Source organism: Streptomyces rhizoryzae (assembly GCF_023155275.1).
Taxonomy (GTDB): Bacteria; Actinomycetota; Actinomycetes; order Streptomycetales; family Streptomycetaceae; genus Streptomyces; species Streptomyces rhizoryzae.
Genome location: NZ_JALMUV010000051.1, coordinates 14,618 through 35,397, shown reverse-complemented (window position 1 = coordinate 35,397; position 20,780 = coordinate 14,618). Strand labels below are relative to the sequence as shown.

At 73.2% G+C, this 20,780-nt stretch carries 16 protein-coding genes; 3 read left to right on the top strand and 13 right to left on the bottom strand.

The window, feature by feature from the left end; translation table 11 throughout:
- Positions 1-208 precede the first annotated feature (208 nt).
- The 6 genes from cimA to ureA all read right to left on the bottom strand — a co-directional run bounded on the left by cimA (position 209) and on the right by ureA (position 7,806).
- Entirely contained in the window at positions 209-1,819 is a 1,611-nt protein-coding gene (gene cimA, locus MUU72_RS30135) for a citramalate synthase (protein ID WP_248016593.1), read from the bottom strand.
- A gap of 279 nt (positions 1,820-2,098) precedes the next feature.
- Positions 2,099-3,415, bottom strand: coding sequence for an MFS transporter (locus MUU72_RS30130; RefSeq protein WP_248016592.1), 1,317 nt, complete (start codon positions 3,413-3,415; stop codon positions 2,099-2,101).
- Between the two features lie 148 nt (positions 3,416-3,563).
- Positions 3,564-4,181 (bottom strand): TetR/AcrR family transcriptional regulator, encoded by a 618-nt coding sequence (locus tag MUU72_RS30125; RefSeq protein ID WP_248016591.1) that lies wholly within the window; start codon positions 4,179-4,181, stop codon positions 3,564-3,566.
- A gap of 34 nt (positions 4,182-4,215) precedes the next feature.
- Positions 4,216-5,256 (bottom strand): agmatine deiminase family protein, encoded by a 1,041-nt coding sequence (locus tag MUU72_RS30120; RefSeq protein WP_248016590.1) that lies wholly within the window; start codon positions 5,254-5,256, stop codon positions 4,216-4,218.
- Between the two features lie 124 nt (positions 5,257-5,380).
- The gene (locus tag MUU72_RS30115) at positions 5,381-7,102 is read right to left on the bottom strand and encodes an urease subunit alpha (protein WP_248016589.1); all 1,722 of its coding nucleotides are present in this window, start codon (positions 7,100-7,102) and stop codon (positions 5,381-5,383) included.
- A complete protein-coding gene (gene ureA, locus MUU72_RS30110; RefSeq protein WP_248016588.1) occupies positions 7,099-7,806 on the bottom strand; it encodes an urease subunit gamma in 708 nt (235 codons plus the stop codon). The genes MUU72_RS30115 and ureA overlap by 4 nt, the downstream gene beginning before the upstream one ends.
- A 268-nt stretch (positions 7,807-8,074) precedes the next feature.
- Between ureA and MUU72_RS30105 the strand changes: the two genes are divergently transcribed.
- Positions 8,075-9,517, top strand: a complete 1,443-nt coding sequence (locus MUU72_RS30105) for a cytosine permease (protein WP_248016587.1) — start codon at positions 8,075-8,077, stop codon at positions 9,515-9,517.
- Positions 9,518-9,620: 103 nt separating this feature from the next.
- On the opposite strand, the gene MUU72_RS30100 is transcribed toward MUU72_RS30105, so the two are convergent.
- Together MUU72_RS30100 and MUU72_RS30095 are read right to left on the bottom strand one after the other, a co-directional pair.
- Complete coding sequence (locus MUU72_RS30100; protein WP_248016586.1) at positions 9,621-10,709, bottom strand: branched-chain amino acid aminotransferase; 1,089 nt, start codon at positions 10,707-10,709, stop codon at positions 9,621-9,623.
- A 364-nt stretch (positions 10,710-11,073) separates the two neighbouring features.
- Complete coding sequence (locus MUU72_RS30095; RefSeq protein ID WP_248016585.1) at positions 11,074-12,114, bottom strand: 3-isopropylmalate dehydrogenase; 1,041 nt, start codon at positions 12,112-12,114, stop codon at positions 11,074-11,076.
- Between the two features lie 141 nt (positions 12,115-12,255).
- On the opposite strand from MUU72_RS30095, the gene MUU72_RS30090 reads away from it, so the two are divergent.
- On the top strand, positions 12,256-13,869 hold the full coding sequence (locus tag MUU72_RS30090) for a purple acid phosphatase family protein (protein WP_248016584.1): 1,614 nt from the start codon (positions 12,256-12,258) through the stop codon (positions 13,867-13,869).
- A gap of 82 nt (positions 13,870-13,951) precedes the next feature.
- Here MUU72_RS30090 and MUU72_RS35465 read toward each other — a convergent pair whose 3' ends face one another.
- The 3 genes from MUU72_RS35465 to MUU72_RS30080 all read right to left on the bottom strand — a co-directional run bounded on the left by MUU72_RS35465 (position 13,952) and on the right by MUU72_RS30080 (position 17,174).
- Positions 13,952-14,083, bottom strand: a complete 132-nt coding sequence (locus tag MUU72_RS35465) for a hypothetical protein (protein WP_282504901.1) — start codon at positions 14,081-14,083, stop codon at positions 13,952-13,954.
- Positions 14,084-14,404: 321 nt separating this feature from the next.
- Positions 14,405-16,045, bottom strand: a complete 1,641-nt coding sequence (gene pruA, locus MUU72_RS30085) for an L-glutamate gamma-semialdehyde dehydrogenase (protein WP_248016583.1) — start codon at positions 16,043-16,045, stop codon at positions 14,405-14,407.
- A 202-nt stretch (positions 16,046-16,247) separates the two neighbouring features.
- Entirely contained in the window at positions 16,248-17,174 is a 927-nt protein-coding gene (locus MUU72_RS30080) for a proline dehydrogenase family protein (protein ID WP_248016582.1), read from the bottom strand.
- Between the two features lie 204 nt (positions 17,175-17,378).
- On the opposite strand from MUU72_RS30080, the gene MUU72_RS30075 reads away from it, so the two are divergent.
- Positions 17,379-18,653 carry a PucR family transcriptional regulator gene (locus MUU72_RS30075; RefSeq protein ID WP_248016607.1) on the top strand — a complete coding sequence of 425 codons (1,275 nt, stop codon included), beginning with the start codon at positions 17,379-17,381 and terminating at the stop codon, positions 18,651-18,653.
- Positions 18,654-18,686: 33 nt separating this feature from the next.
- Here MUU72_RS30075 and MUU72_RS30070 read toward each other — a convergent pair whose 3' ends face one another.
- Both MUU72_RS30070 and MUU72_RS30065 read right to left on the bottom strand, forming a co-directional pair.
- Positions 18,687-19,340, bottom strand: coding sequence for an isochorismatase family protein (locus MUU72_RS30070; protein WP_248016581.1), 654 nt, complete (start codon positions 19,338-19,340; stop codon positions 18,687-18,689).
- 323 nt (positions 19,341-19,663) lie between these two features.
- Complete coding sequence (locus MUU72_RS30065) at positions 19,664-20,656, bottom strand: GlxA family transcriptional regulator (RefSeq protein WP_248016580.1); 993 nt, start codon at positions 20,654-20,656, stop codon at positions 19,664-19,666.
- Positions 20,657-20,780 lie beyond the last annotated feature (124 nt).

Sequence of the window (20,780 nt, the reverse complement as noted above, 5' to 3'; positions counted from 1 at the left end):
GCACGCACCCACCCGGACAACCACCCACCCACGGGAGGGGACGGGCCGGAGGGGGTGGTGTGCCGGACGTGGAGCGAAGCAGTCCGGCATGCCGCCCCCGCAGGCCCGTCACCGCACCCGAAAGCCCCGCGCAGCGGAAACGCAACGCGCCGCAGGCGCACCCGAAACACCCCCCACGGCGGGACAGTCGACAACGTGGGCGGGCGACTCACCCCTCCGGCGTGACCCCCGCCCGCAGCAGCCCGTAGGCGTACGCGTCGTCCAGCGCCTGCCACGACGCCGCGATGACGTTCTCCGCGACACCGACCGTGGACCACTCGCCGCGGCCGTCGCTGGTGGAGACCAGCACGCGGGTGATCGAGCCGGTGCCCAGGGCGCCCTCCAGGATGCGGACCCGGTAGTCCACCAGCTCCATCGTGGCCAGCTGCGGGTAGATCCGCTCCAGCGCCACCCGCAGCGCCCGGTCCAGCGCGTTGACCGGGCCGTTGCCCTCGGCGGTGGCGACGATCCGCTCGCCCTTGGCCCAGAGCTTGACGGTCGCCTCGTTGGCGTGGGTGCCGTCGGGGCGGTCCTCGACGATGGCGCGCCAGGACTCGACGGTGAAGTAGCGCAGCGGCGCGCCGCCCACCTCCTCGCGGAGCAGCAGCTCGAACGAGGCGTCGGCGGCCTCGTAGGTGTAGCCGGCCAGTTCGCGTTCCTTGACCCGCTCGACGACCCGGCCGACCAGCTCGCGGTCGCCGCCGAGGTCGATGCCGAGTTCCTTGCCCTTGAGCTCGATGGAGGCCCGGCCGGCCATGTCGGAGACCAGCATCCGCATGCTGTTGCCGACCAGGGCGGGGTCGATGTGCTGGTAGAGGTCGGGGTCCACCTTGATCGCGGAGGCGTGCAGCCCGGCCTTGTGGGCGAACGCGGAGACCCCGACGTAGGGCTGGTGGGTGGAGGGGGTGAGGTTGACGACCTCGGCGATGGCGTGCGAGATCCGGGTGGTCTCGGCGAGCTTGCCGGGCGGCAGGACCGGGCGCCCGTACTTCAGCTCCAGCGCGGCGACGACCGGGAAGAGGTTGGAGTTGCCGACCCGTTCGCCGTAGCCGTTGGCGGTGCACTGGACGTGGGTGGCGCCGGCGTCCACCGCGGCCAGGGTGTTGGCGACCGCGCAGCCGGTGTCGTCCTGGGCGTGGATGCCGAGCCGGGCGCCGGTGTCCGCGAGGACGGTGCGGACCACGGCCGAGACCTGGGCCGGGAGCATCCCGCCGTTGGTGTCGCAGAGCACCACCACATCGGCGCCGGCCTCGTACGCGGTGCGCACGACCTCCTTGGCGTAGCCGGCGTCCAGCGCGTAGCCCTCGAAGAAGTGCTCGCAGTCGAGGAAGACCCGGCGGCCGTGGGCGCGCAGGTGGGCGACGGTGTCCCGGACCATCGCGAGGTTCTCCTCGGGCGTGGTGCGCAGGGCCAGTTCGACGTGGCGGACGTGGGACTTGGCGACCAGCGTGACGACCGGGGCGCCGGAGTCCAGGAGCGCGGCGACCTGCGGGTCGTCCTCGACGCGGACGCCGGCCTTGCGGGTGGCGCCGAAGGCGACGAGCTGGGCGTGCCGGAAGTCGATCTCCGCGCGGGCGCGCTGGAAGAACTCGGTGTCCCGCGGGTTGGCGCCGGGCCAGCCGCCCTCGATGAACCCCACGCCGTAGTCGTCCAGGTGACGGGCGAGGGTCAGCTTGTCGGCGACGGTGAGGTTGATGCCCTCGCGCTGCGCGCCGTCGCGCAGGGTGGTGTCGAAAACGTGGAAGTCGTCGGGGACGGCGGCTTCGGGTGCGTCCGTCATGCTGGTGTGGCTCCTGTCGGGTCTCGGTCTACCGGAATGCCCGGTTCCACCGTCCCTCCATGGTCCCTCGCGCTCCGCCTCCGGTGACGGGTGGGTCCGGAAACGAAAAAACCCCTCGCGGGTGCGAGAGGTCTGCGCGCGGGTCGGGGACGACGATGGCCGCCGTACTCGGGTCGTACGGGCGGTCACTGCGGACCGGCGCGCCTGCTGCCAATAATCATGGCGAACGAGAGCACGGGGGCAGTCTGGCACAGGACCGCCCCCGGCGTTCCGTTCGTCTCAGGATGCGAGCACGCGCTCGGCGGTGCCGTCGCCGGTCCCCTTCCCGACGCGGTTGAGGTCGATGGTCCGGGTCTCCCGCATCGTCAGGTAGACGATCAGCGAGACCGCCGCGCAGCCGGAGACGTACCAGTAATACCCGGACTCGATACCGCCGTTCTTGAACCACAGGGCGACGTACTCGGCGGTGCCGCCGAACAGCGCGTTGGCGATGGCGTACGGCAGGGCGACGCCCAGCGCGCGGATGCCGGTGGGGAACAGCTCGGCCTTCACACAGGCGTTGATCGAGGTGTAGCCGGTGACCACGACCAGGGCCAGCAGGGACAGGCCCAGGGCCGGCCAGAAGCTGCCGGCGTGCCGGAGCAGCGTCATGATCGGCACGGTCAGGAAGGTCGAGCCGAGGGCGAAGGTGATCAGCAGCGGGCGGCGGCCGATCCGGTCGGACAGCCGGCCGGCCAGCGGCTGGAGGCACATGAAGAGGAACAGCGCGCAGAAGCTCACCAGGGAGGCGGTGGGCTTGGACAGCCCGGCGGTGCCGGAGAGGTACTTGGTGAGGTAGGTGGTGTACGTGTAGTACGCGACGGTGCCGCCCATGGTGAGCGCGATGACCAGGAACGCCTCGCGCTTGTGCGCCCACAGCGCCTTCATGGTGCCGCGGTCGGGGTCGGCCCGGGCGTGGTCGTCGTCGGCGTAGACCTCGGTCTCCAGCATGGAGCGGCGCAGGTAGAAGACGATCCCGGCGCCCAGCGCGCCGACGATGAACGGGATCCGCCAGGCCCAGCTGTGCAGCGCCTGCTCGGACATGCTGCGCTGGAGGACGATCTGGAGGCCCAGGCCGAGCAGCTGCCCGGCGGTCATCGACACGTACTGGAAGCTGGAGGCGAAGCCGCGGCGGTCGGGCGCGGACGCCTCGGTGAGGTAGGTGGCGCTGGCCGCGTACTCCCCGCCGACCGAGAGCCCCTGGAGCATCCGGGCCACCAGCAGGACGGCGATCCCGCCGTACCCGGCGGTCGCGTAGGTGGGGGCGGCCGCGATCAGGACGGCCGAGGCGGACATCAGGGTCACGGTCAGGGTGAGCGCGGCCTTGCGGCCCCGGCGGTCGCCGACCCGGCCGAGCAGCCAGCCGCCGACCGGGCGCATGAAGAAGCCGACCGCGAAGATCCCCATGGTGTTCATGAGGTTGGCGGTGTCGTTCCCCTTGGGGAAGAACGCGTCGGCGAAGTACACCGCGAAACTGGCGTAGACGAACCAGTCGAACCACTCGACCATGTTGCCGGCCGAGCCGACCCAGATCTTCTTCCATTGCTGACGTCCCATAGCCGATCACGGTCGCCGAGAGCGGGCCGGTCGGCAAGGGGCGCGCGGCAACGATCCCGCGTACTTGCGTGCGTTGCGGTCACGGAACGGGGCGCGCGCCGGGCGCCGGACGGGGTCGGGCGGGTGTCCGGGCGGTGGGCGCGGGCGGTCAGTCCGCGGGCGGCATCAGCGCTTCGTCCAGGAAGTCCCGGACCTCCCGGCGGGCCTGTTCGCGGTCGGTGCCGGGCAGGCCGACGACCAGGTGGGTGCCGAAGCCGTCGAGCAGGGCGCGGGTGCGGCGCGCGAAGCGCTCGGCGTCGACGGCCCGGAACTCACCGGACGAGGCGCCCTCGACCAGCAGGGCGACCAGGTCGCGGTGCCAGGCCAGCTCCAGGTCGAGCTGGCGCTCGCGGGTCTCGTCGTCGGCGTTCTGGGAGCGCACCCAGACCTCCAGCCACAGCGTCCAGCGCGGGTCGCGGTGGCCTTGCGGGAGGTAGAGGTCGACCAGGGCGTCGAGCCGTTCGCGGGCGGAGACCCGGCGGGCGAGGGCGGCCCGGCGCTCGGCGCCGAGCTGCTCCTCGCTCCACTGGAGGGTCTGGAGCAGCAGCTCGTCCTTCGTACCGAAGTAGTAGAGGATGTGGCCGCTGCTCATGCCGACCTCGCGGCCCAGTCCCGCCATGGTCAGCCGGTCCAGTCCCTCGGCGGCGATGGTGGCCATCGCCGCGGCGAGGACCTGCTCGCGCGGCTGGTTGAGCCGCCGCCGGGGACGGCGTACGGGACCGGGCACGGGGACCTCCGGGGGACGGGACGGGCCTGGTGGGTCAGACCTTGGGCTGCTGCTGGGTGATGCAGTGGATACCGCCACCCGCTGCGAAGATCGTACGGGCGTCCACCAGGGTGACGGTGCGGCCGGGGAACAGCCGGCGGAAGAGCGCGGCCGCCTCCTCGTCCCGCGGGTCGTCGAAGGCGCACAGCACGATGCCGCCGTTGCACTGGAGGTGGTTGATGTAGGAGTAGTCGACCAGCTCGCCGTTCTCCTCGATGACGGTCGGGGCCGGGATCTCGACGACCTCCAGCTGCCGGCCGCGGGCGTCGGTGGCGGCGCGCAGCAGCTTGGCGATCTCGTTGCAGATCGCGTGGTCGGGGTGGTCGGGGTCGGGCTGGGTGTGGACCATCACCACGCCGGGGCGGGCGAAGGCGGCGACGATGTCCACGTGGCCGCGGGTGCCGAACTGGCCGTAGTCGGCGTACAGGCCGCGCGGCAGCCAGATCGCCTTGGTGGTGCCGAGGTGGGCGTGGATCTCGGCCTCGACGTCCTCCTTGCTGCGGCCGGGGTTGCGGCCCGGGTCGAGCTGGACGGTCTCGGTGAGCAGGACGGTGCCCTCGCCGTCGACGTGGATGCCGCCGCCCTCGTTGACCAGCCAGGTGGCGTAGCGGCGGGCGCCGGCGAGCTGGGCGACCTGCTCGGCCGTCTTCGCGTCGCGGTCCCAGGCGGCCCACTCCTGGGCTCCCCAGCCGTTGAACACCCAGTCCACGGCGGCCAGTTCACCCTGGCCGTTGGTGAGGAAGGTGGGGCCGATGTCGCGCATCCAGGCGTCGTCGAGGGGGCGCTCGACCAGCTCGACCGCGTCGCCGAGCAGGGCGCGGGCGCCTTCCAGCTGGCCGGGGCCGGCGACCACGGTCACCGGCTCGTACTGCCGCACCGCGCGGGCGACGGCGGCCCAGGCGCGGCGGGCCTCGGCGAGCGACTCCTCGCCCTCGGCACCGAAGGTGAAGTTGGGGCCGGGCCAGGCCATCCAGGTGCGCTCGTGCGGGGCCCACTCGGGGGGCATGCGGAAGCCGTCGGCGGCGGGGGTGTTCATACGGGATCCTCGGGTCCTGGGGTGCGCGGGGCGCCGTGTACGGGGGGGTGGGGCGGCGGAGCGGGCGGGCCGGCGCCGCCGCGAAGGGGGTCGCGGCGGCGGCCGGTCCGCCGGCCGGGTGCCGTCAGAGGAAGTAGAGCCTGGACAGCGAGACGGTGTCGGCCGGTTCGGACCGCATCGGGTCGCCGTCGAGGGTGACCAGGCCGGTGCGCTCGTCGACCTGGACGTCGCCGACCCGGGCGTTGTGGATCAGATCGCGGGGGCCGATGCCGCGGGTGCCGCGGACGGCGACCCGGCGCCGGCGGGTGGGCATCGTGTCGTTGCCCTGGGCGAGTGCGGCGCCGGCGACGAAGGCCACCGAGATCTCCGCCGGGGTGGCGCCGTGCGCGCCGAACTGCGGGCCCAGCACCAGGGGTTCGCAGGTGTCGGTGGCGGCGTTGGGGTCGCCGGTGACGCCGTACGCGGGGAAGCCGGACTTGAGCACCAGCTGCGGTTTGGCGCCGAAGAACTGCGGCTTCCACAGCACGATGTCCGCCATCTTGCCGACCTCGATCGACCCGATCTCGTGCGCGAGGCCGTGGGCGATGGCGGGGTTGATGGTGAGCTTGGCGATGTAGCGCAGCACGCGGGCGTTGTCGTCGTGCGCGCCGTCGCCCTCCATCGGCCCGAGTTCGGCCTTCATCTTGCCGGCCATCGCGAAGGTGCGGCGGACGGTCTCACCGGCCCGGCCCATGCCCTGGGCGTCGGAGGAGGTGATGCCGATCGCCCCGAGGTCGTGCAGGACGTCCTCGGCGCCCATCGTGCCGGCCCGGATGCGGTCCCGGGCCATCGCGGCGTCGCCGGGCAGGTCGGTCTTCAGGTCGTGAACCGAGACGATCATGCCGTAGTGCTCGGCGACCGCGTCCCGCCCGAAGGGGAGGGTGGGGTTGGTGGAGGAGCCGATGACGTTGGGCACGCCGGCCATCTTCAGGACGTTGGGGACGTGCCCGCCGCCGCAGCCCTCGATGTGGAAGGCGTGGATGGTCCGGCCGTCCAGCACCCGCAGGGTGTCCTCGACGGTGAGGCACTCGTTGAGGCCGTCGCTGTGCAGCGCCACCTGGACGTCGTGCTCCTCGGCGACCCGCAGCGCGGTGTCCAGGGCGCGGGCGTGCGCGCCCATGTCCTCGTGGACCTTGAAGCCCAGGGCGCCGCCCTCGGCCAGCGCCTCGACCAGCGGCGCCTCACCGGAGGACGAACCGCGGCCCAGGAAGCCGATGTTGACCGGCCAGGCGTCGAAGGCGCTGAAGGCGTGGCGCAGCGCCCAGGGCGAGTTGACGCCGACGCCCCAGACCGGGCCGAACTCCTGGCCGATGAGGGTGGTGACACCGGAGGCCAGCGAGGCTTCCATCACCCGCGGGGAGAGCAGGTGGACGTGGGTGTCCACGGCACCCGCGGTGGCGATCATGCCTTCGCCGGAGACGATCGAGGTGCCGGTGCCGACCACGACCTCGACCCCGTCGAGGGTGTCGGGGTTGCCGGCCCGCCCGATGGCGTGGATGCGGCCCTCGCGGATGCCGATGGACGTCTTGCGGATGCCCTGGACCGCGTCGATGACCAGCACGTTGCTGATCACCACGTCGCAGGTCTCGCGCAGCGACGCGGCCTTGAGGTGCAGGCCGTCGCGGGCGGTCTTGCCGAAGCCGGCCAGGAACTCGTCGCCGGGTTTCTGGGAGTCGGACTCGACCCGGACGACCAGTCCGGAGTCGCCGAGCACCACCCGGTCGCCGGCCCGCGGGCCGTGGGTGGCGGCGTATTCGTGCGCCGTGAGGCGGCGGGCCTCGACGGGGTGGCCTCCGGGGCGGCTCATCTCTCGACCTCCTGGTCCGTGGTGTCCGCCACGCCGAGGTAGCCGCAGGCGGCCGCCCTGCGCAGCGCTTCCCGCTTCGCGCCGGGCGCGTCCAGCGGCCCGTCCACCAGGCCGGCGAAGCCGATCGCGACACGCTCGCCGCCGATCGGCACCAGCCCGACCTGGTGGCTCTCCCCCGGGCCGAAGCGCACGGAGGACCCGGCGGGGACGGCGAGCCGCATGCCGTAGGCGCGCTCGCGGTCGAAGTCCAGGCGCGGGTTGGCCTCGAAGAAGTGGAAGTGGGACGTGACGCTGACCGGCACCACCGCGGTGTTGGTGACCGTCAGCCGGACATCGGGCTCGGGGTCGGTGTGCATGGGGGCCGGCAGCAGGGCGCCCGGCCCCTCCTCCCCCAGACCGCCGCCGCCGATCGGGTCGGTGACCACCGCGAGGCGGGAGCCGTCGTCGAAGACGGCCTCCACGTGCACCTCGGTGACGACGTCGGCCACCCCGGGCAGCACGTCGTCGGGTCCGAGCACGCTGCGGGCCGCCTCGATGGCCGAAGCGAGGCGGCGCCCGTCCCGCGCCGCCTCGCAGACTGTGTCCGCGATCAACGCGGTCGCCTCGGGCACATTCAGCTTCAGTCCGCGGGCCCGGCGCGCCCGGGCCAGCTCGGCCGCGCCGAACAGCAGCAGCCGGTCGCGTTCTGTGGGGGTGAGCCGCATCCCGTCCCTTCCTCCCGCTCTGGATTGAGCATCACTCTAACTCGGAATTCATCATTCCGAAACCATTGACCTAGGCCCCAAGCGTGCTTCATATTGAGCGTCGCTCTAGAACGTGGCTTGAATTGATCGTTTTTAGAGTGCTGCTCAAATGATCTCGGTCGACCGAGCACCGCTTCCCGGGTGCCGCCCGCGAAGCCCAGCCCATCGATGGAGCACCGCGCACAGCACCGCTTCTCACCATCTGTTCCGGCCTCTCAGGGGAGCCCTCATGCCGATAGAACAACGCGGAGTCGACACCATCCCGGACGAGGAACGCACCAGCAGCCCTCGCGACCTCGTATCCATCCTGCTCGGCTCGAACCTCGCACTCGGCGTTGTGATCTTCGGCTGGCTGCCGGTCTCCTTCGGCCTCGGCTTCTGGGGGTCGGTGAGCTCCCTGGCGGCCGGCACCCTGGTCGGCGCCCTGCTGACCGCACCGCTCGCGCTCGTGTCGCTGCGCAGCGCGACCAACCTCTCCACCTCCAGCGGCGCCTTCTTCGGCGTCCGCGGCCGGCTCATCGGCTCGGTGATCGGCCTGCTGCTCTCCCTCGGCTACACCGCGCTCACCCTCTGGGTCGGCGGCGACGCCATGGTCGGCTGTCTGCACCGCCTCATCGGCCTGCCGGCCGACGGGGCGGCGTACACGATCGTCTATGCGGTGCTGGCCGCCGCCACCGCCGTGGGCGCGGTCTACGGCTACAAGGTGCTGCTGCGGCTGAGCAAGGTGCTCTCCATCGGCCTGACGGTGCTGCTGGTCATCGGCGTCTTCGCCTACGCGCACCACTTCTCCACCGCCCCGGTGCACGGCGTCCCCTACGCCATGGGCGGCTACTGGCAGACCTGGCTGCTCTCCGCGGTCTCCGCCGGCCTGAGCGGCCCGATCGCCTTCATCACCCTGCTCGGCGACTACAGCCGCTACATCTCCCCCAACCGCCACCGCTCCAAGGCCGTCTTCGGCGCCACCTACCTGGGCCTGGTCCTCGGTCTGCTGGTGCCGCAGCTGTTCGGCACCTTCAGCGCGCTGGCGGTCGGCGCCGGCTCGGACTACGCCGGGCCGCTGGTCGCCGGCGCGCCCCTGTGGTATCTGGTCTTCCTGCTCCTCAACGCCTCCGCCGGCTCGGCCGGCAACTCCGGACTGATGCTCTACAGCATGGGCCTGGACCTCGACGCGATCCTGCCGCGCGCCACCCGCACCCAGGCCACCTACGTCGTCGCCGGCCTCTCCACCGTGCTGGTCTACGTCGGCCACTTCGCCTGGGACGCGCAGAACGCGATGACCGCCTTCGTCCTGCTGATGACCGCCATCGGCACGCCGTGGGCGGTCATCACCGTGATCGGCTTCGTCCGCTGCCGCGGCACCTACGACGCCGACTCGCTCCAGGTCTACAACCGCGGCACCATCGGCGGCGTGTACTGGTTCAAGGCCGGCTGGAACGTCCAGGCCACCCTCGCCTGGGCGCTCGGCTCCGCGGTCGGCCTGCTGTCGGTGGGCTCCCCCTACGAGGGGCCGCTGCTGAAGTACACCGGCGGTATCGACATGAGCTTCCTGCTGGCCGCGCTCACCGCCGCCGTGGCCTACCTGCTCCTGGTCGCCCGCCGGCCGCGCCCGGTCCCGGCGCTGCGCGCGGCCGCGGTGCCCGCCGCGGAGGAGGCCCCCGCCGAGGTCGGCTGACCCGGCCCCGGAACGGCGGAAGGCCGCCGCCGGCATCTGCTGGCGGCGGCCTTCCGCCGTTCCCCGGCCCCGGCCCCCGCGCGGGACCGGGGCCGGGCACCGCTCAGGTGATGGGGTGCATCCAGCCGTGGTCGTCGGCGACCACCCCGCGCTGGATGTCCAACAGCGCCTCGCGCAGCCGCAGCGTGACCTTGCCCGGCTCACCGCCGGCCTGCTGCCACTCGGCACCGTCCCGCTTGACCGTGCCGACCGGAGTGATCACGGCGGCGGTGCCGCAGGCGAAGACCTCGGTGAGCGCGCCGCTCGCGCTGTCGTTCTGCCACTGGTCGATGGAGACCCGCCCCTCCTCGGCCTCGTAGCCGAGGTCCCGGGCGACCGCGAGCAGGGAGTCGCGGGTCACGCCGGCCAGCAGCGAACCGGTCAGGGTGGGGGTGACGATCCGGTCGCCGTAGACGAAGTAGAGGTTCATCCCGCCCAGCTCCTCGACCCACTTGTGCTCCACGGCGTCGAGGTAGGCGACCTGGTCGCAGCCGCGGGCCGCGGCCTCGGCCTGGGCCAGCAGGGACGCGGCGTAGTTGCCGCCGGTCTTGGCGTCGCCCATCCCGCCGGGGACGGCCCGCACCCGGTCCTCGGACAGCCAGATCGAGACCGGCTTGACGCCGCCGGGGAAGTACGCGCCGGCCGGCGAGGCGATCACGACGAAGAGGTACTCGGTGGCGGGCTTGACGCCCAGCCCCACCTCGGTGGCGATCATGAAGGGGCGCAGGTACAGCGACTCCTCGCCGCCGTGCGCCGGCACCCAGTCCTGGTCCTGCCGGACCAGCACGTCGCACGCCTCGATGAAGGTCTCGACGGGCAGCTCCGGCATGGCCAGCCGGCGGGCGGACGCCTGGAAGCGCCGGGCGTTGGCGTCCGGGCGGAAGGTGGCGACGCTGCCGTCGGGCCGCCGGTACGCCTTCAGGCCCTCGAAGATCTCCTGCGCGTAGTGCAGGACGTTGGTCGCCGGGTCCAGCGCCAGCGGACCGTACGGCACGAGCTGCCCGTCGTGCCAGCCGCGGCCCTCCGACCACTTGATCGTCACCATGTGGTCGGTGAAGTGGCGGCCGAAGCCGGGGGCGGCCAGGATCTGCTCCCGCTCCGCCGCGGGCAGCGGGTGCGAGGAGGGCTTGAGCTCGATCGTGGGCGTCGTCATGTATGCGTGTCCTTCACTGCGTGGTCCGATACCGCAGGTCACCGGCCCAGCCCTCCGGCCGGGTGGCGGGGCGGCGCCCCGCACGCGGCACCGGTGCGGTGGGTGGCGGCCGCGTGCACCGCGGTGACTCGGTCGTACCGGTCGTTACGGGGACGTCCGAGTTTCCCGCCGGGCGGCGGCCCCTCGTCCGATTATCGCGCGCGGCTGTCCGGCGCCGGAACCGGTGGGCCGGCACGGAATCGCAACGGAGCGCGGGGCGGGGATGCGGAGGAGGACCGGGGAGTAGGGGGAGTACGGGGGAGAAACGAACAGCGCCGGACCGTGACCGGCCCGGCGCTGGGGTACTGCTCAGGTGCGTCGGGCGTCAGCCCGCTACCCGTGCGGCGAGCGCGTCGCCGATCTGGTCGGTGGTGCGGGCCGTGCCGTCCCGGGCCTCCAGGTCGGCGGCGACCTCCGCCTCGATCCGGGCGGCCTGCTCCTCGTGGCCGAGGTGGCGCAGCAGCAGCGCGACCGAGAGGATCGTGGCGGTCGGGTCGGCCTTGCCGGTGCCCGCGATGTCCGGCGCCGAGCCGTGCACCGGCTCGAACATGGACGGGAACTCGCCGGTCGGGTTGATGTTCCCGGAGGCGGCCAGGCCGATGCCGCCGGTGACGGCCGCGGCGAGGTCGGTGAGGATGTCGCCGAAGAGGTTGTCGGTGACGATCACGTCGAACCGCTCGGGCTGCGTGACGAGGAAGATCGTCGCCGCGTCGACGTGCAGGTAGTCGGTGGTGACCTCGGGGTACTCCGCGCCGACCCGGTCGAAGATGTTCTTCCACATGTGGCCGGCGTAGACCAGGACGTTGTTCTTGTGGACCAGCGTCAGCTTCTTGCGCGGGCGGGCGTTGGCCCGCTCGTAGGCGTCCCGGACGACCCGCTCCACACCGTAGGCGGTGTTCACACTGACCTCGGTGGCGACCTCGGCCGGGGTGCCGGTGCGCAGGCTGCCGCCGTTGCCGGTGTAGGGGCCCTCGGTGCCCTCGCGGACGACCACGAAGTCGATCTCGGGGCGGCCGGCCAGCGGGGTGGCGGTGTTCGGGAACAGCTTCGACGGGCGGAGGTTGACGAAGTGGTCGAAGGCGAAGCGGAGCTTGAGCAGCAGTCCGCGCTCCAGGACGCCGGACGGCACCGAGGGGTCGCCGATCGCGCCGAGCAGGATCGCGTCGTGGTCCTTCAGCGCGGCCAGTTCCGCGTCCGGCAGGGTCTCGCCGGTGCGGTGCCACCGCTGGGCCCCGAGGTCGTACTCCTTGGTTTCGAGCTTGACGTCCTGCGGGAGGACCGCGGTCAGGACCTTCAGCCCCTGGGCCACGACTTCCTGGCCGATTCCGTCACCGGGGATCACTGCGAGGCGAATGCTGCGAGACATGCCTGGACCCTACTCTTCGTCCCAATGATTGACACGTGACGTCCGGCATGCGGACAGCAGCGCCGGCCGCACGAGCGCCGGCCATCCGCCGTTCACCCCGGCGTCCCGCCCCCGTCGGCCGACCCTGCCAGATTCGGCCGCATGACTGCACTTCCCCGGGGTGAGCGCCCCCTGCCCTCGCACACCCCCCGTGTCGGCATACCGGAGCACCTCGCAGCCCGGATGACCATGCCCGAGCAGCATGAGTACCTGCGCACCGCGCTGACCCGCCGGGGCCTGCTGCGCAGCTCCGCGGTGGCCGCCGGCACGGTCGCCGGCGCCGGCCTGCTGGCCGCCCCGGCCGCGCACGCCGCCGGCCCGGCGCTGGTCACCGCGCCCGCCACCACCGCGGTGGACGGGCACCTGGTCGCCCCGTTCGGCCGCCACCTGGCCTTCGGCGCCGATCCGCGCTCCCAGATGCGGGTGAGCTGGCAGGTGCCGTTCGCGGTCCGGCGGCCGTACCTGCGGGTCGGCCTCACGCCCTGGGACCTGGGGCGCCGGATCCCCGCGGAGGTGCGCCACCTGCACACCCCGTCGCTGTCCGCCAAGCTCCCGGCCGTCGACCAGTACTACCTGCACGCGGCCCTGGACGGCCTGCGCCCGGGGACCACGTACTACTACGGCGTCGGCCACGACGGCTTCGACCCGGCCGACGCGCGCCACTTCGGCACGGTGGGCACCTTCCGCACCGCCCCGGCGCGCGCCGAGCACTTCGTCTTCACCGCCTTCGGCGACCAGGGCGTCAGCTACCACGCCCTCGCCAACGACCAGCTGATCCTGGGCCAGAACCCGGCCTTCCACCTGCACGCGGGCGACATCTGCTACGCCGACCCGGACGGCCAGGGCTCCGAGCACGACACCTACGACGCGCGCGCCTGGGACCAGTTCCTCGCCCAGACCGAGACGGTCGCCAAGTCCGTGCCGTGGATGGTGACCACCGGGAACCACGACATGGAGGCGTGGTACTCCCCCAACGGCTACGGCGGCCAGTCCGCCCGCTGGTCGCTGCCCGGCAACGGCCCGGACCCCGAACGCGCCCCGGGCGTCTACTCCTTCACCTACGGCAACGTCGCGGTCGTCGCCCTGGACGCCAACGACGTCTCCTACGAGATCCCGGCCAACGCCGGCTACACCGAGGGCCGGCAGACCCGCTGGCTGGACCGCCGGCTCGGCGAGCTGCGAGCCACCGCGGGCATCGACTTCCTGGTGGTCTTCTTCCACCACTGCGCGTACTCCACCACCACCGCGCACGCCTCGGAGGGCGGGGTGCGCGACGCCTGGCTGCCGCTCTTCGAGAAGCACCAGGTGGACCTGGTGGTCAACGGCCACAACCACGTCTACGAGCGGACCGACGCGCTCAGGGGCGGCCGGGTGGCGAAGCGGGTGCCGATCGGCGAGACGGTGGACGCCGCGCACGAGGGCATCGTGTACGTCACGGCCGGCGGCGCCGGGAAGTCGCTCTACGACTTCCCCGTCCCGGACAGCTACGAGGGCCACGTCAAGGACCTCGACAGCGTCGACAGCTACCACTGGGCAAAGGGGCGGGCCAAGACCGAGGAGACCGTCGAGTGGTCCCGGGTCCGCTACACCGGCTACTCGTTCCTGGCCGTCGAGGTCACCCCGGGCGGGCGGCCGCGGATGAAGGTCACCGCGCTCGCCGAGTCCGGTGCGCGCATCGACCACTTCGAGGTCACCCGCTCCCGCCGCCGGGGCTGACCGCCCGTACCGACCGCGCCGGAAGGGGCGTCCGGGACCCCGTCCCGGGCGCCCCTTCGCGTACCCGCGGGACCGGCCGGGGTCAGTGGCCGGTGGCGCCGCCGTTGTCGCGGCGGTCGAGGGCGCGCTGGAGGGCGGCCGCGGCGTTGCGGCGGTCGGCGTCGTTGGACTGACGGGAGGAGTGACGGGTCCTGCGGACGGTGGTGTCGGCCATGATGCGCGTCTCCCATGCCAGGGCCCCGAGGACTGCCCGGGGTGCGTCGTGAAGAAGAGGGGTGGGTGGTGCGAGAGGCCGGCAGGGCGGGGGCCGCGGCGCCGCAGGGGTCACCTGCGCGAAGGCGCCGGGCCGCATCCGCATTCGCTGGATGCAGCGATACGTGCGGCTCCTACAAAGCTAGGACAGCCGCGCCGTGATGTCTGCACAATTACTTGGGCTTCCTACTATTTGAGACGCGATCATGACGCGGAAGGCCCGGCACCCCCTGTCGCGGGTGCCGGGCCTGCACGGGTGCACGGGCGGCCGTGCGGGCGGGCGTCAGCCCATGTGCGGGTAGCGGTAGTCGGTCGGCGGGACCAGAGTCTCCTTGATGGAGCGGGTCGACGTCCAGCGCATGAGGTTCTGCTTGGCGCCGGCCTTGTCGTTGGTGCCCGACGCCCGGCCGCCGCCGAACGGCTGCTGGCCGACCACGGCGCCGGTGGGCTTGTCGTTGATGTAGAAGTTGCCGGCCGCGAAGCGCAGCTTCTCGCAGGTCGCGGCGGCCGCGGCGCGGTCCTGGGCGATCACCGCGCCGGTCAGGCCGTAGGCCGAGGCGGACTCCATCTGGTCGAGCATCGCCTCGTAGCCGCCCTCGGCGGAGTCGTCGTAGACGTGGACGCCGAGGATCGGGCCGAAGTACTCGTCCTTGAAGATCTCGTTCTCCGGGTCGGTGGAGACCAGGACGGTCGGGCGGACGAAGTAGCCGACGCTGTCGTCGTAGGTGCCGCCGGCCACCACCTCGACGGTGGGGTCGGCCTTGGCGCGGTCGATGGCGGCCTTGTTCTTGGCGAAGGCGCGGGCGTCGATGACCGCGCCCATGAAGTTCGACAGCTCGGTGACGTCGCCCATGGACAGGGCGTCGACCTCGGCGGCGAACTCCTCCTTGAAGCCGGCGTTCCACAGCGAGGCCGGGATGTAGGCGCGGGAGGCCGCGGAGCACTTCTGGCCCTGGAACTCGAAGGCGCCGCGGGTCAGCGCGGTCTTGAGCACCGCGCGGTCGGCCGACGGGTGGGCGACGACGAAGTCCTTGCCGCCGGTCTCGCCGACCAGCCGCGGGTAGGTCTTGTACGTCTCGATGTTGGCGCCGACCGTCTTCCACAGGTACTGGAAGGTCTTGGTCGAGCCGGTGAAGTGGATGCCCGCCAGGTCGGGGTGGGCCAGCGCCACCTCGGAGACGTCCTTGCCGTCGCCGGTGACGAGGTTGATGACGCCGGGCGGCAGGCCGGCCTCCTCCAGCAGGCGCATCAGCAGCACCGCGGCGAAGGTCTGGGTCGGGGACGGCTTCCACACCACGACGTTGCCCATCAGGGCCGGGGCGGTGGGGAGGTTGCCGGCGATCGCGGTGAAGTTGAACGGCGTGATCGCGTAGACGAAGCCCTCCAGGGGGCGGTGGTCCGAGCGGTTCCAGACGCCGGGGGCGTTCACCGGGGGCTGCTCGGCGAGGATCTGGCGCGCGAAGTGGACGTTGAAGCGCCAGAAGTCGACCAGCTCGCAGGGGGTGTCGATCTCGGCCTGCTGGGCGGTCTTGGACTGGCCGAGCATGGTCGCGGCGGCCATCGTCTCGCGCCACGGTCCGGCCAGCAGGTCGGCGGCCTTGAGGATGATCGCGGCCCGGTCGTCGAAGGACATCGCGCGCCAGGCGGGGGCGGCGGCCAGCGCGGCGTCCACCGCGTCCCGGGCGTCCTGGACGGTGGCGTTGGCGTAGGTGCCCAGCCGGGCGGAGTGGTGGTGCGGCTGCACGACGTCGAAGCGCTCACCGCCGCCCATCCGCCGGGTGCCGCCGATGGTCATGGGCAGCTCGACGGGGTTGCCGGCCAGCTCCTTGAGCTTGGCCTCCAGGCGGAACCGCTCCGGGCTGCCCGGGGCGTAGCTGTGCACCGGCTCGTTCACCGGCACGGGGACCTGGGTCACAGCGTCCATGGTGGCCGTGTCTCCTTACGCTTGCGATCGTCGTTCTCGATCGTTGTCGTTGTCGTACGTCGGTGTACGTCGGTCGTGCCGGGGCCGCTGCCACGGCAGATGGCCCGGGGAGGGTTTCCCCTTCCCCAGAATCCACCCATACGGACCCAAAGGGCCAGTAAAAACCTTCCCCGGGGGCGCCCCCGGACCCCCGGCCGGGTCCTCAGCCCCGGGTGGCCAGGGACCGCAGGAAGAACGTGAGGTTGGCGGGGCGCTCGGCCAGGCGGCGCATGAAGTAGCCGTACCAGTCGGTGCCGTAGGGCACGTAGACCCGCATCCGGTGGCCCTCCTCCACCAGCCGCCGCTGCTCGGCCTCCCGGATGCCGAAGAGCATCTGGAACTCGTAGTCGGCGGGCTTGCGGCCGCTGCGGTGCGCCAGCTCCTGGGCGATGGCGACCATCCGCGGGTCGTGGGACCCGATCATCGGGTAGCCCTGCCCGGCCATGAGGATCTTCAGGCAGCGCACATAGGCCCGGTCGACCTCCCGCTTGTCCTGGAACGCGACCGCCGCGGGCTCCTTGTACGCGCCCTTGACCAGCCGCACCCGGGACCCTGCCCCGGCCAGCGCCCGGCAGTCGTCCTCGGTGCGGAAGAGGTACGACTGGAGGACCGCGCCCGTCTGGGGGAAGCGCTCGCGCAGGGTGTGCAGGATCGCCAGCGTGGAGTCCGCGGTGGTGTGGTCCTCCATGTCCAGCGTCACGGTGGTGCCGGCGTCGGCGGCGGCTTCGACCACCGGGGTGACGTTGCGCAGCGCGAGGTCGTGGCCGCCGGCCAGCGCCTGGCCGAACGCGGAGAGCTTGACCGACATCTCGGCCCGGGCGCCGAGCCCCAGTTCCTTGAGCGACGCGGCCAGCTGGAGGTAGGCGTCGCGGGTGCGCAGCGCCTCGGCCGGATCGGTGATGTCCTCGCCGAGGAAGTCCAGGGTGACGTCCATGCCGCGGCCGGCGAGGTTCCGCACCGCCGCCATCGACTCGTCCAGGCGCTCGCCCGCGACGAACCGGTCCACCACGGGACGGGTGACCGGGGCGGCCGCGACCACGCGGCGGATGCGGTCGCTGCGCGCGGCGGCGAGAAGCACGGGACCCAGCATGGGGCACCTCCACGGTTCAGGATGACAAATGCCGGGCGGCCGCCGGTCGGGCGGGCGCAGCGGCGAGATGAGCCACCTGAAATTTAAGGATCTCGCCACTTTCCGGCCATCGACAGCTGTCACGCCTTCGTGGCCGCCATCTCAGACAGATGTATGAGAATGGGGAGTGGGAGACGGCAGTGACGGGAGAGGGGACGGTCCGTGGTGCGGGGCGACTACCAGCAGCTGGTGGACGAGATCTCGGCGGCGCTCGGCGCGCCGGCGACGCTGGAGGACCGGGACTTCGGGCTGATCGCGTTCGGGGCGCACGAGGGCGAGGACGACGAGGTCATGGACCCGGTGCGGACCCGGTCGATCCTCCAGCGGCGGTCCTCCGCGGCGGTCCGCGCGTGGTTCGAGGCGTTCGGCATCGCCCGCGCCACCGCTCCGCTGCGGATCCCGCCGGACCCGGCCGCCGGGGTCTTCAAAGGCCGGATCTGCCTCCCCGTCCGCCACCGGGGAGTGGTGCACGGCTACGTATGGCTGCTGGACGACGGCCATCTGACGGACCTGGATCTCGGCGGCCCCGGTGCGCCGCCCGACCCGCGGATCGCCCAGGCCATGGAGTCCGCCGCCCGGATCGGCGCCCTGCTGGCCGAGGAGGCCCGGGCCGGCTCCGAACTGGCCGGTCTGCTGCGGGAGTTGCTCACCACCAAGGCCGCCGGCCGGGCCGCGGCGGTCGCCGCGCTGCGGGACGGCCTCCGGGACACCCTGCGCTTCACCCCGGGCGCCCCGCTGACCGTGGTGGCGGTCCTCCCCTGGGACGCCGCCGCGGCCGACGGGCCCCCGCTGCCGAACCTGCCCGGGCTGCTGGCGGCCTGCCCGATGCCGGCGGCGGACGGCGGCCGCGCGGACCGGCCCGGCTCCGGCAACGGCGCGGACACCGGCACGGCCGCACTGGCCGCCCTGGTCCGGCTGCGCGAGCCCGGATCACTCGCCCCGGCCCGTACGGCCGCCGGCCACCTGCTGCGCTCCCCCCGGGCCGGCGGCCCGCCCGCACCGGCCGGCCGGGCCGCGCACCGCCGGGACCCGGGCGCCGCCGCCGGAATCGGCGTGCCCACCCGGGAGCCGGCCGAACTCCCCGGTGTCTGGCGGCAGGCCAGGGACGCGGCGCGGGCGGCCCGCGCCGAGCCCCGGCTGGGCAGCGTCGCCGAGTGGGACGCGCTCGGCGCCTACCGCCTGCTGACCGCGCTGCCCCCGGCCGCCGCCGACCCGGCCGCCGCCCCGCTGCTGGCGCCCGCGCACGCCGAACTCGCCCGGACCGCCGAGGCGTTCCTGGACTGCGCGGGCCAGGCCGGCCGCACCGCGCAGCACCTGGGCATCCACCGCCAGACGCTCTACTACCGCCTGGGCCGGATCGAGCAGCTCACCGGCCTCGACCTCGACGAGGGCGCGGACCGCCTGCTGCTCCACATGGCCCTGAAGGCGGCCCGGCTCTGACGGCCCGGCCCCGCCGCCCCCGCCGGCCCCCGGTCAGCCGGTGAGGTCCGCCACCCGCGGGGCGACCGGCCCGAACAGGTCGCCGACGGTGGTCAGCGCCGCGGCCTGGAGCGCCGCCGCGGACACCACGGTCCCGTCCGGCCCGGGCAGCGCCCGCGTGGCGGTGGCCTCGGCGACGACCGTGGGCCGGTAGCCGAGGCCGAACGCCCCCTGGGCGGTGAAGGACACGCACATGTGCGTCATGAACCCGGCCAGGACGAGGTCGGGCCCGGCGTTCCGCTCCCGCAGGATCCGCTCCAGGTCGGTGCGGTGGAAGGCGTCGGGGAACTGCTTGACCACGACCGGCTCGCCGTCGGCGGGCGCGACCTCGTCGGCGAGGGCGCCGATCTCGGCCCGGATGTCGTACGGGGTGCCCTCGCCGCCGTCGTTGACGATGTGCACCACCGGCGCGCCCGCGGCCCGCGCGGCGGCCAGCAGCCGGGCACCGGCGGCCAGCGCCTCCTCGGCGCCCTCCAGGGCCATCACGCCCCGGCGGTAGGTGTTCTGGAAGTCGATCATGACCAGCGTGGCGTCACCCAGCGCCGGCAGCCGGTCGTCCAGCCCGCTCACCTCCCGCAGGGTCGCGGAGGGCACGGGGGCCGACGGGGCGGGGGTGGTCGCGGAGGGGGTGGTCGCGGAGGGGGACATCTGGGGTCCTTTCGGAAGCGGGAGGGGACAGGTGAGTGGTGAGTGGTGACTGCTGAGTGGTGAGTGGTTGAGGTACAGGGGTGCGGGGTGGGGCGTGGCGGCCCGGCCCGCGCGGCGCCCGGCGCCCGGCGACCGGCGACCGGCGACCGGCGACCGGCGACCGGCAACCGGCAACCGGCAACCGGCAACCGGCAACCCGGCTTCCCGGTAAGCCGGAACGCCATCGAACCGGGAGGAATCGACCGGAGGGCGGACACGCGCACACCCAGGCGTACGCCCGCGCAAGCGCGTACTCCGGCCCCCGGCCCCGCCCGGCCTACCGCTCAGGCGGCGGTGCGGAAGCGGCGGCGGTAGGCGGCCGGACTGGTGCCCAGCTGGCGGCGGAACGCCCGTTGCAGCGTCTCCGGCGACCGCAGCCCGGTGGCCAGCGCGATACCGTCCAGCGGCTGGTCGGTGGTCTCCAGCAGCCGGCGCGCCGCCTCGACCCGGGCCGCCTCGACATAGGCGGCCGGTGTACTGCCGGTCTCCTGTTTGAAGACCCGGGCGAAGTGCCGTTCGCTCAGGCACATCCGCTCGGCCAGGGCTGCGGCCGACAGGTCCGCGTCCAGGTGCTCCCCGATGTGGACGCGCAGGGCGTCGATGTCCCGGCGGGCGGCGGCCGGCCGGCTCAGCGGCACGCTGAACTGGCTCTGCCCGCCCTGGCGTTTGAGGTAGACCACCAGCTGCCGGGCGACCGCCAGCGCCGTCTCCTCGCCCAGGTCCTCGGCCACCAGGGCCAGGGACAGGTCGAGGCAGGCGCTGATCCCCGCGCCGGTCCACACCCGCCCGGAGCGGACGAAGATCGGGTCGGGATCGACGGTCACCCCGGGGTGGTCGGCGGCCAGTTGACCGGCCGTCGACCAGTGGGTGGTCGCCGTCCGGCCGTCGAGCAGACCGGCCGCCGCCAGCAGGTGCGCGCCCACGCACACCGAGGCGATCCGCCGGGCACCGGGGGCGACGGACCTGATCCAGTCGACCACCGCGTGGTCGGTACGGGCCCGCGGGCCGTCCGGGCCCGGTTCGACGGCGCCGGGCACCAGCAGGGTGTCCACGCCCGCGCCGACCCGGTCGAAGGACAGGTCGGTCACCAGGCGGACGCCCGCCGAGGTCGCCACCGCCTCGCCCGCCGGGCCGGGCCCGGCCAGCTGGACCCGGTATCCGGCGCGGCCCCCGGTCTCCCGGTTGGCGAGCGCGAAGACCTCGGCCGGCCCCGTGACGTCGAGCAGGTCGACGTCGGGGAAGACCGCGATCACGACCCGGCGGGTGTTCCTTGGCATGCGTCCATGGTCCGGGCCCGGGCCGGTGGCCGCAATGACGGGCTTGCGTCAGATCCGGACACGCGCGGCCCGCCGCGGCGGGCCGCGCCGGCGGCAGCCCTGCGCGCCCCTCCCCCGGCCTGCC

What these genes read in the sequence shown, in the direction of transcription:
- MUU72_RS30115 (WP_248016589.1), bottom strand. Translation starts at nt 7,102, where the DNA reads ATGAGCCGCCCCGGAGGCCACCCCGTCGAGGCCCGCCGCCTCACGGCG.
- ureA (WP_248016588.1), bottom strand. Translation starts at nt 7,806, where the DNA reads ATGCGGCTCACCCCCACAGAACGCGACCGGCTGCTGCTGTTCGGCGCG.
- MUU72_RS30070 (WP_248016581.1), bottom strand. Translation starts at nt 19,340, where the DNA reads ATGTCCCCCTCCGCGACCACCCCCTCCGCGACCACCCCCGCCCCGTCG.
- MUU72_RS30090 (WP_248016584.1), top strand. Translation starts at nt 12,256, where the DNA reads ATGACTGCACTTCCCCGGGGTGAGCGCCCCCTGCCCTCGCACACCCCC.
- cimA (WP_248016593.1), bottom strand. Translation starts at nt 1,819, where the DNA reads ATGACGGACGCACCCGAAGCCGCCGTCCCCGACGACTTCCACGTTTTC.
- MUU72_RS35465 (WP_282504901.1), bottom strand. Translation starts at nt 14,083, where the DNA reads ATGGCCGACACCACCGTCCGCAGGACCCGTCACTCCTCCCGTCAGTCC.
- MUU72_RS30095 (WP_248016585.1), bottom strand. Translation starts at nt 12,114, where the DNA reads ATGTCTCGCAGCATTCGCCTCGCAGTGATCCCCGGTGACGGAATCGGC.
- MUU72_RS30100 (WP_248016586.1), bottom strand. Translation starts at nt 10,709, where the DNA reads ATGACGACGCCCACGATCGAGCTCAAGCCCTCCTCGCACCCGCTGCCC.
- MUU72_RS30130 (WP_248016592.1), bottom strand. Translation starts at nt 3,415, where the DNA reads ATGGGACGTCAGCAATGGAAGAAGATCTGGGTCGGCTCGGCCGGCAAC.
- pruA (WP_248016583.1), bottom strand. Translation starts at nt 16,045, where the DNA reads ATGGACGCTGTGACCCAGGTCCCCGTGCCGGTGAACGAGCCGGTGCAC.
- MUU72_RS30065 (WP_248016580.1), bottom strand. Translation starts at nt 20,656, where the DNA reads ATGCCAAGGAACACCCGCCGGGTCGTGATCGCGGTCTTCCCCGACGTC.
- MUU72_RS30080 (WP_248016582.1), bottom strand. Translation starts at nt 17,174, where the DNA reads ATGCTGGGTCCCGTGCTTCTCGCCGCCGCGCGCAGCGACCGCATCCGC.
- MUU72_RS30105 (WP_248016587.1), top strand. Translation starts at nt 8,075, where the DNA reads ATGCCGATAGAACAACGCGGAGTCGACACCATCCCGGACGAGGAACGC.
- MUU72_RS30120 (WP_248016590.1), bottom strand. Translation starts at nt 5,256, where the DNA reads ATGAACACCCCCGCCGCCGACGGCTTCCGCATGCCCCCCGAGTGGGCC.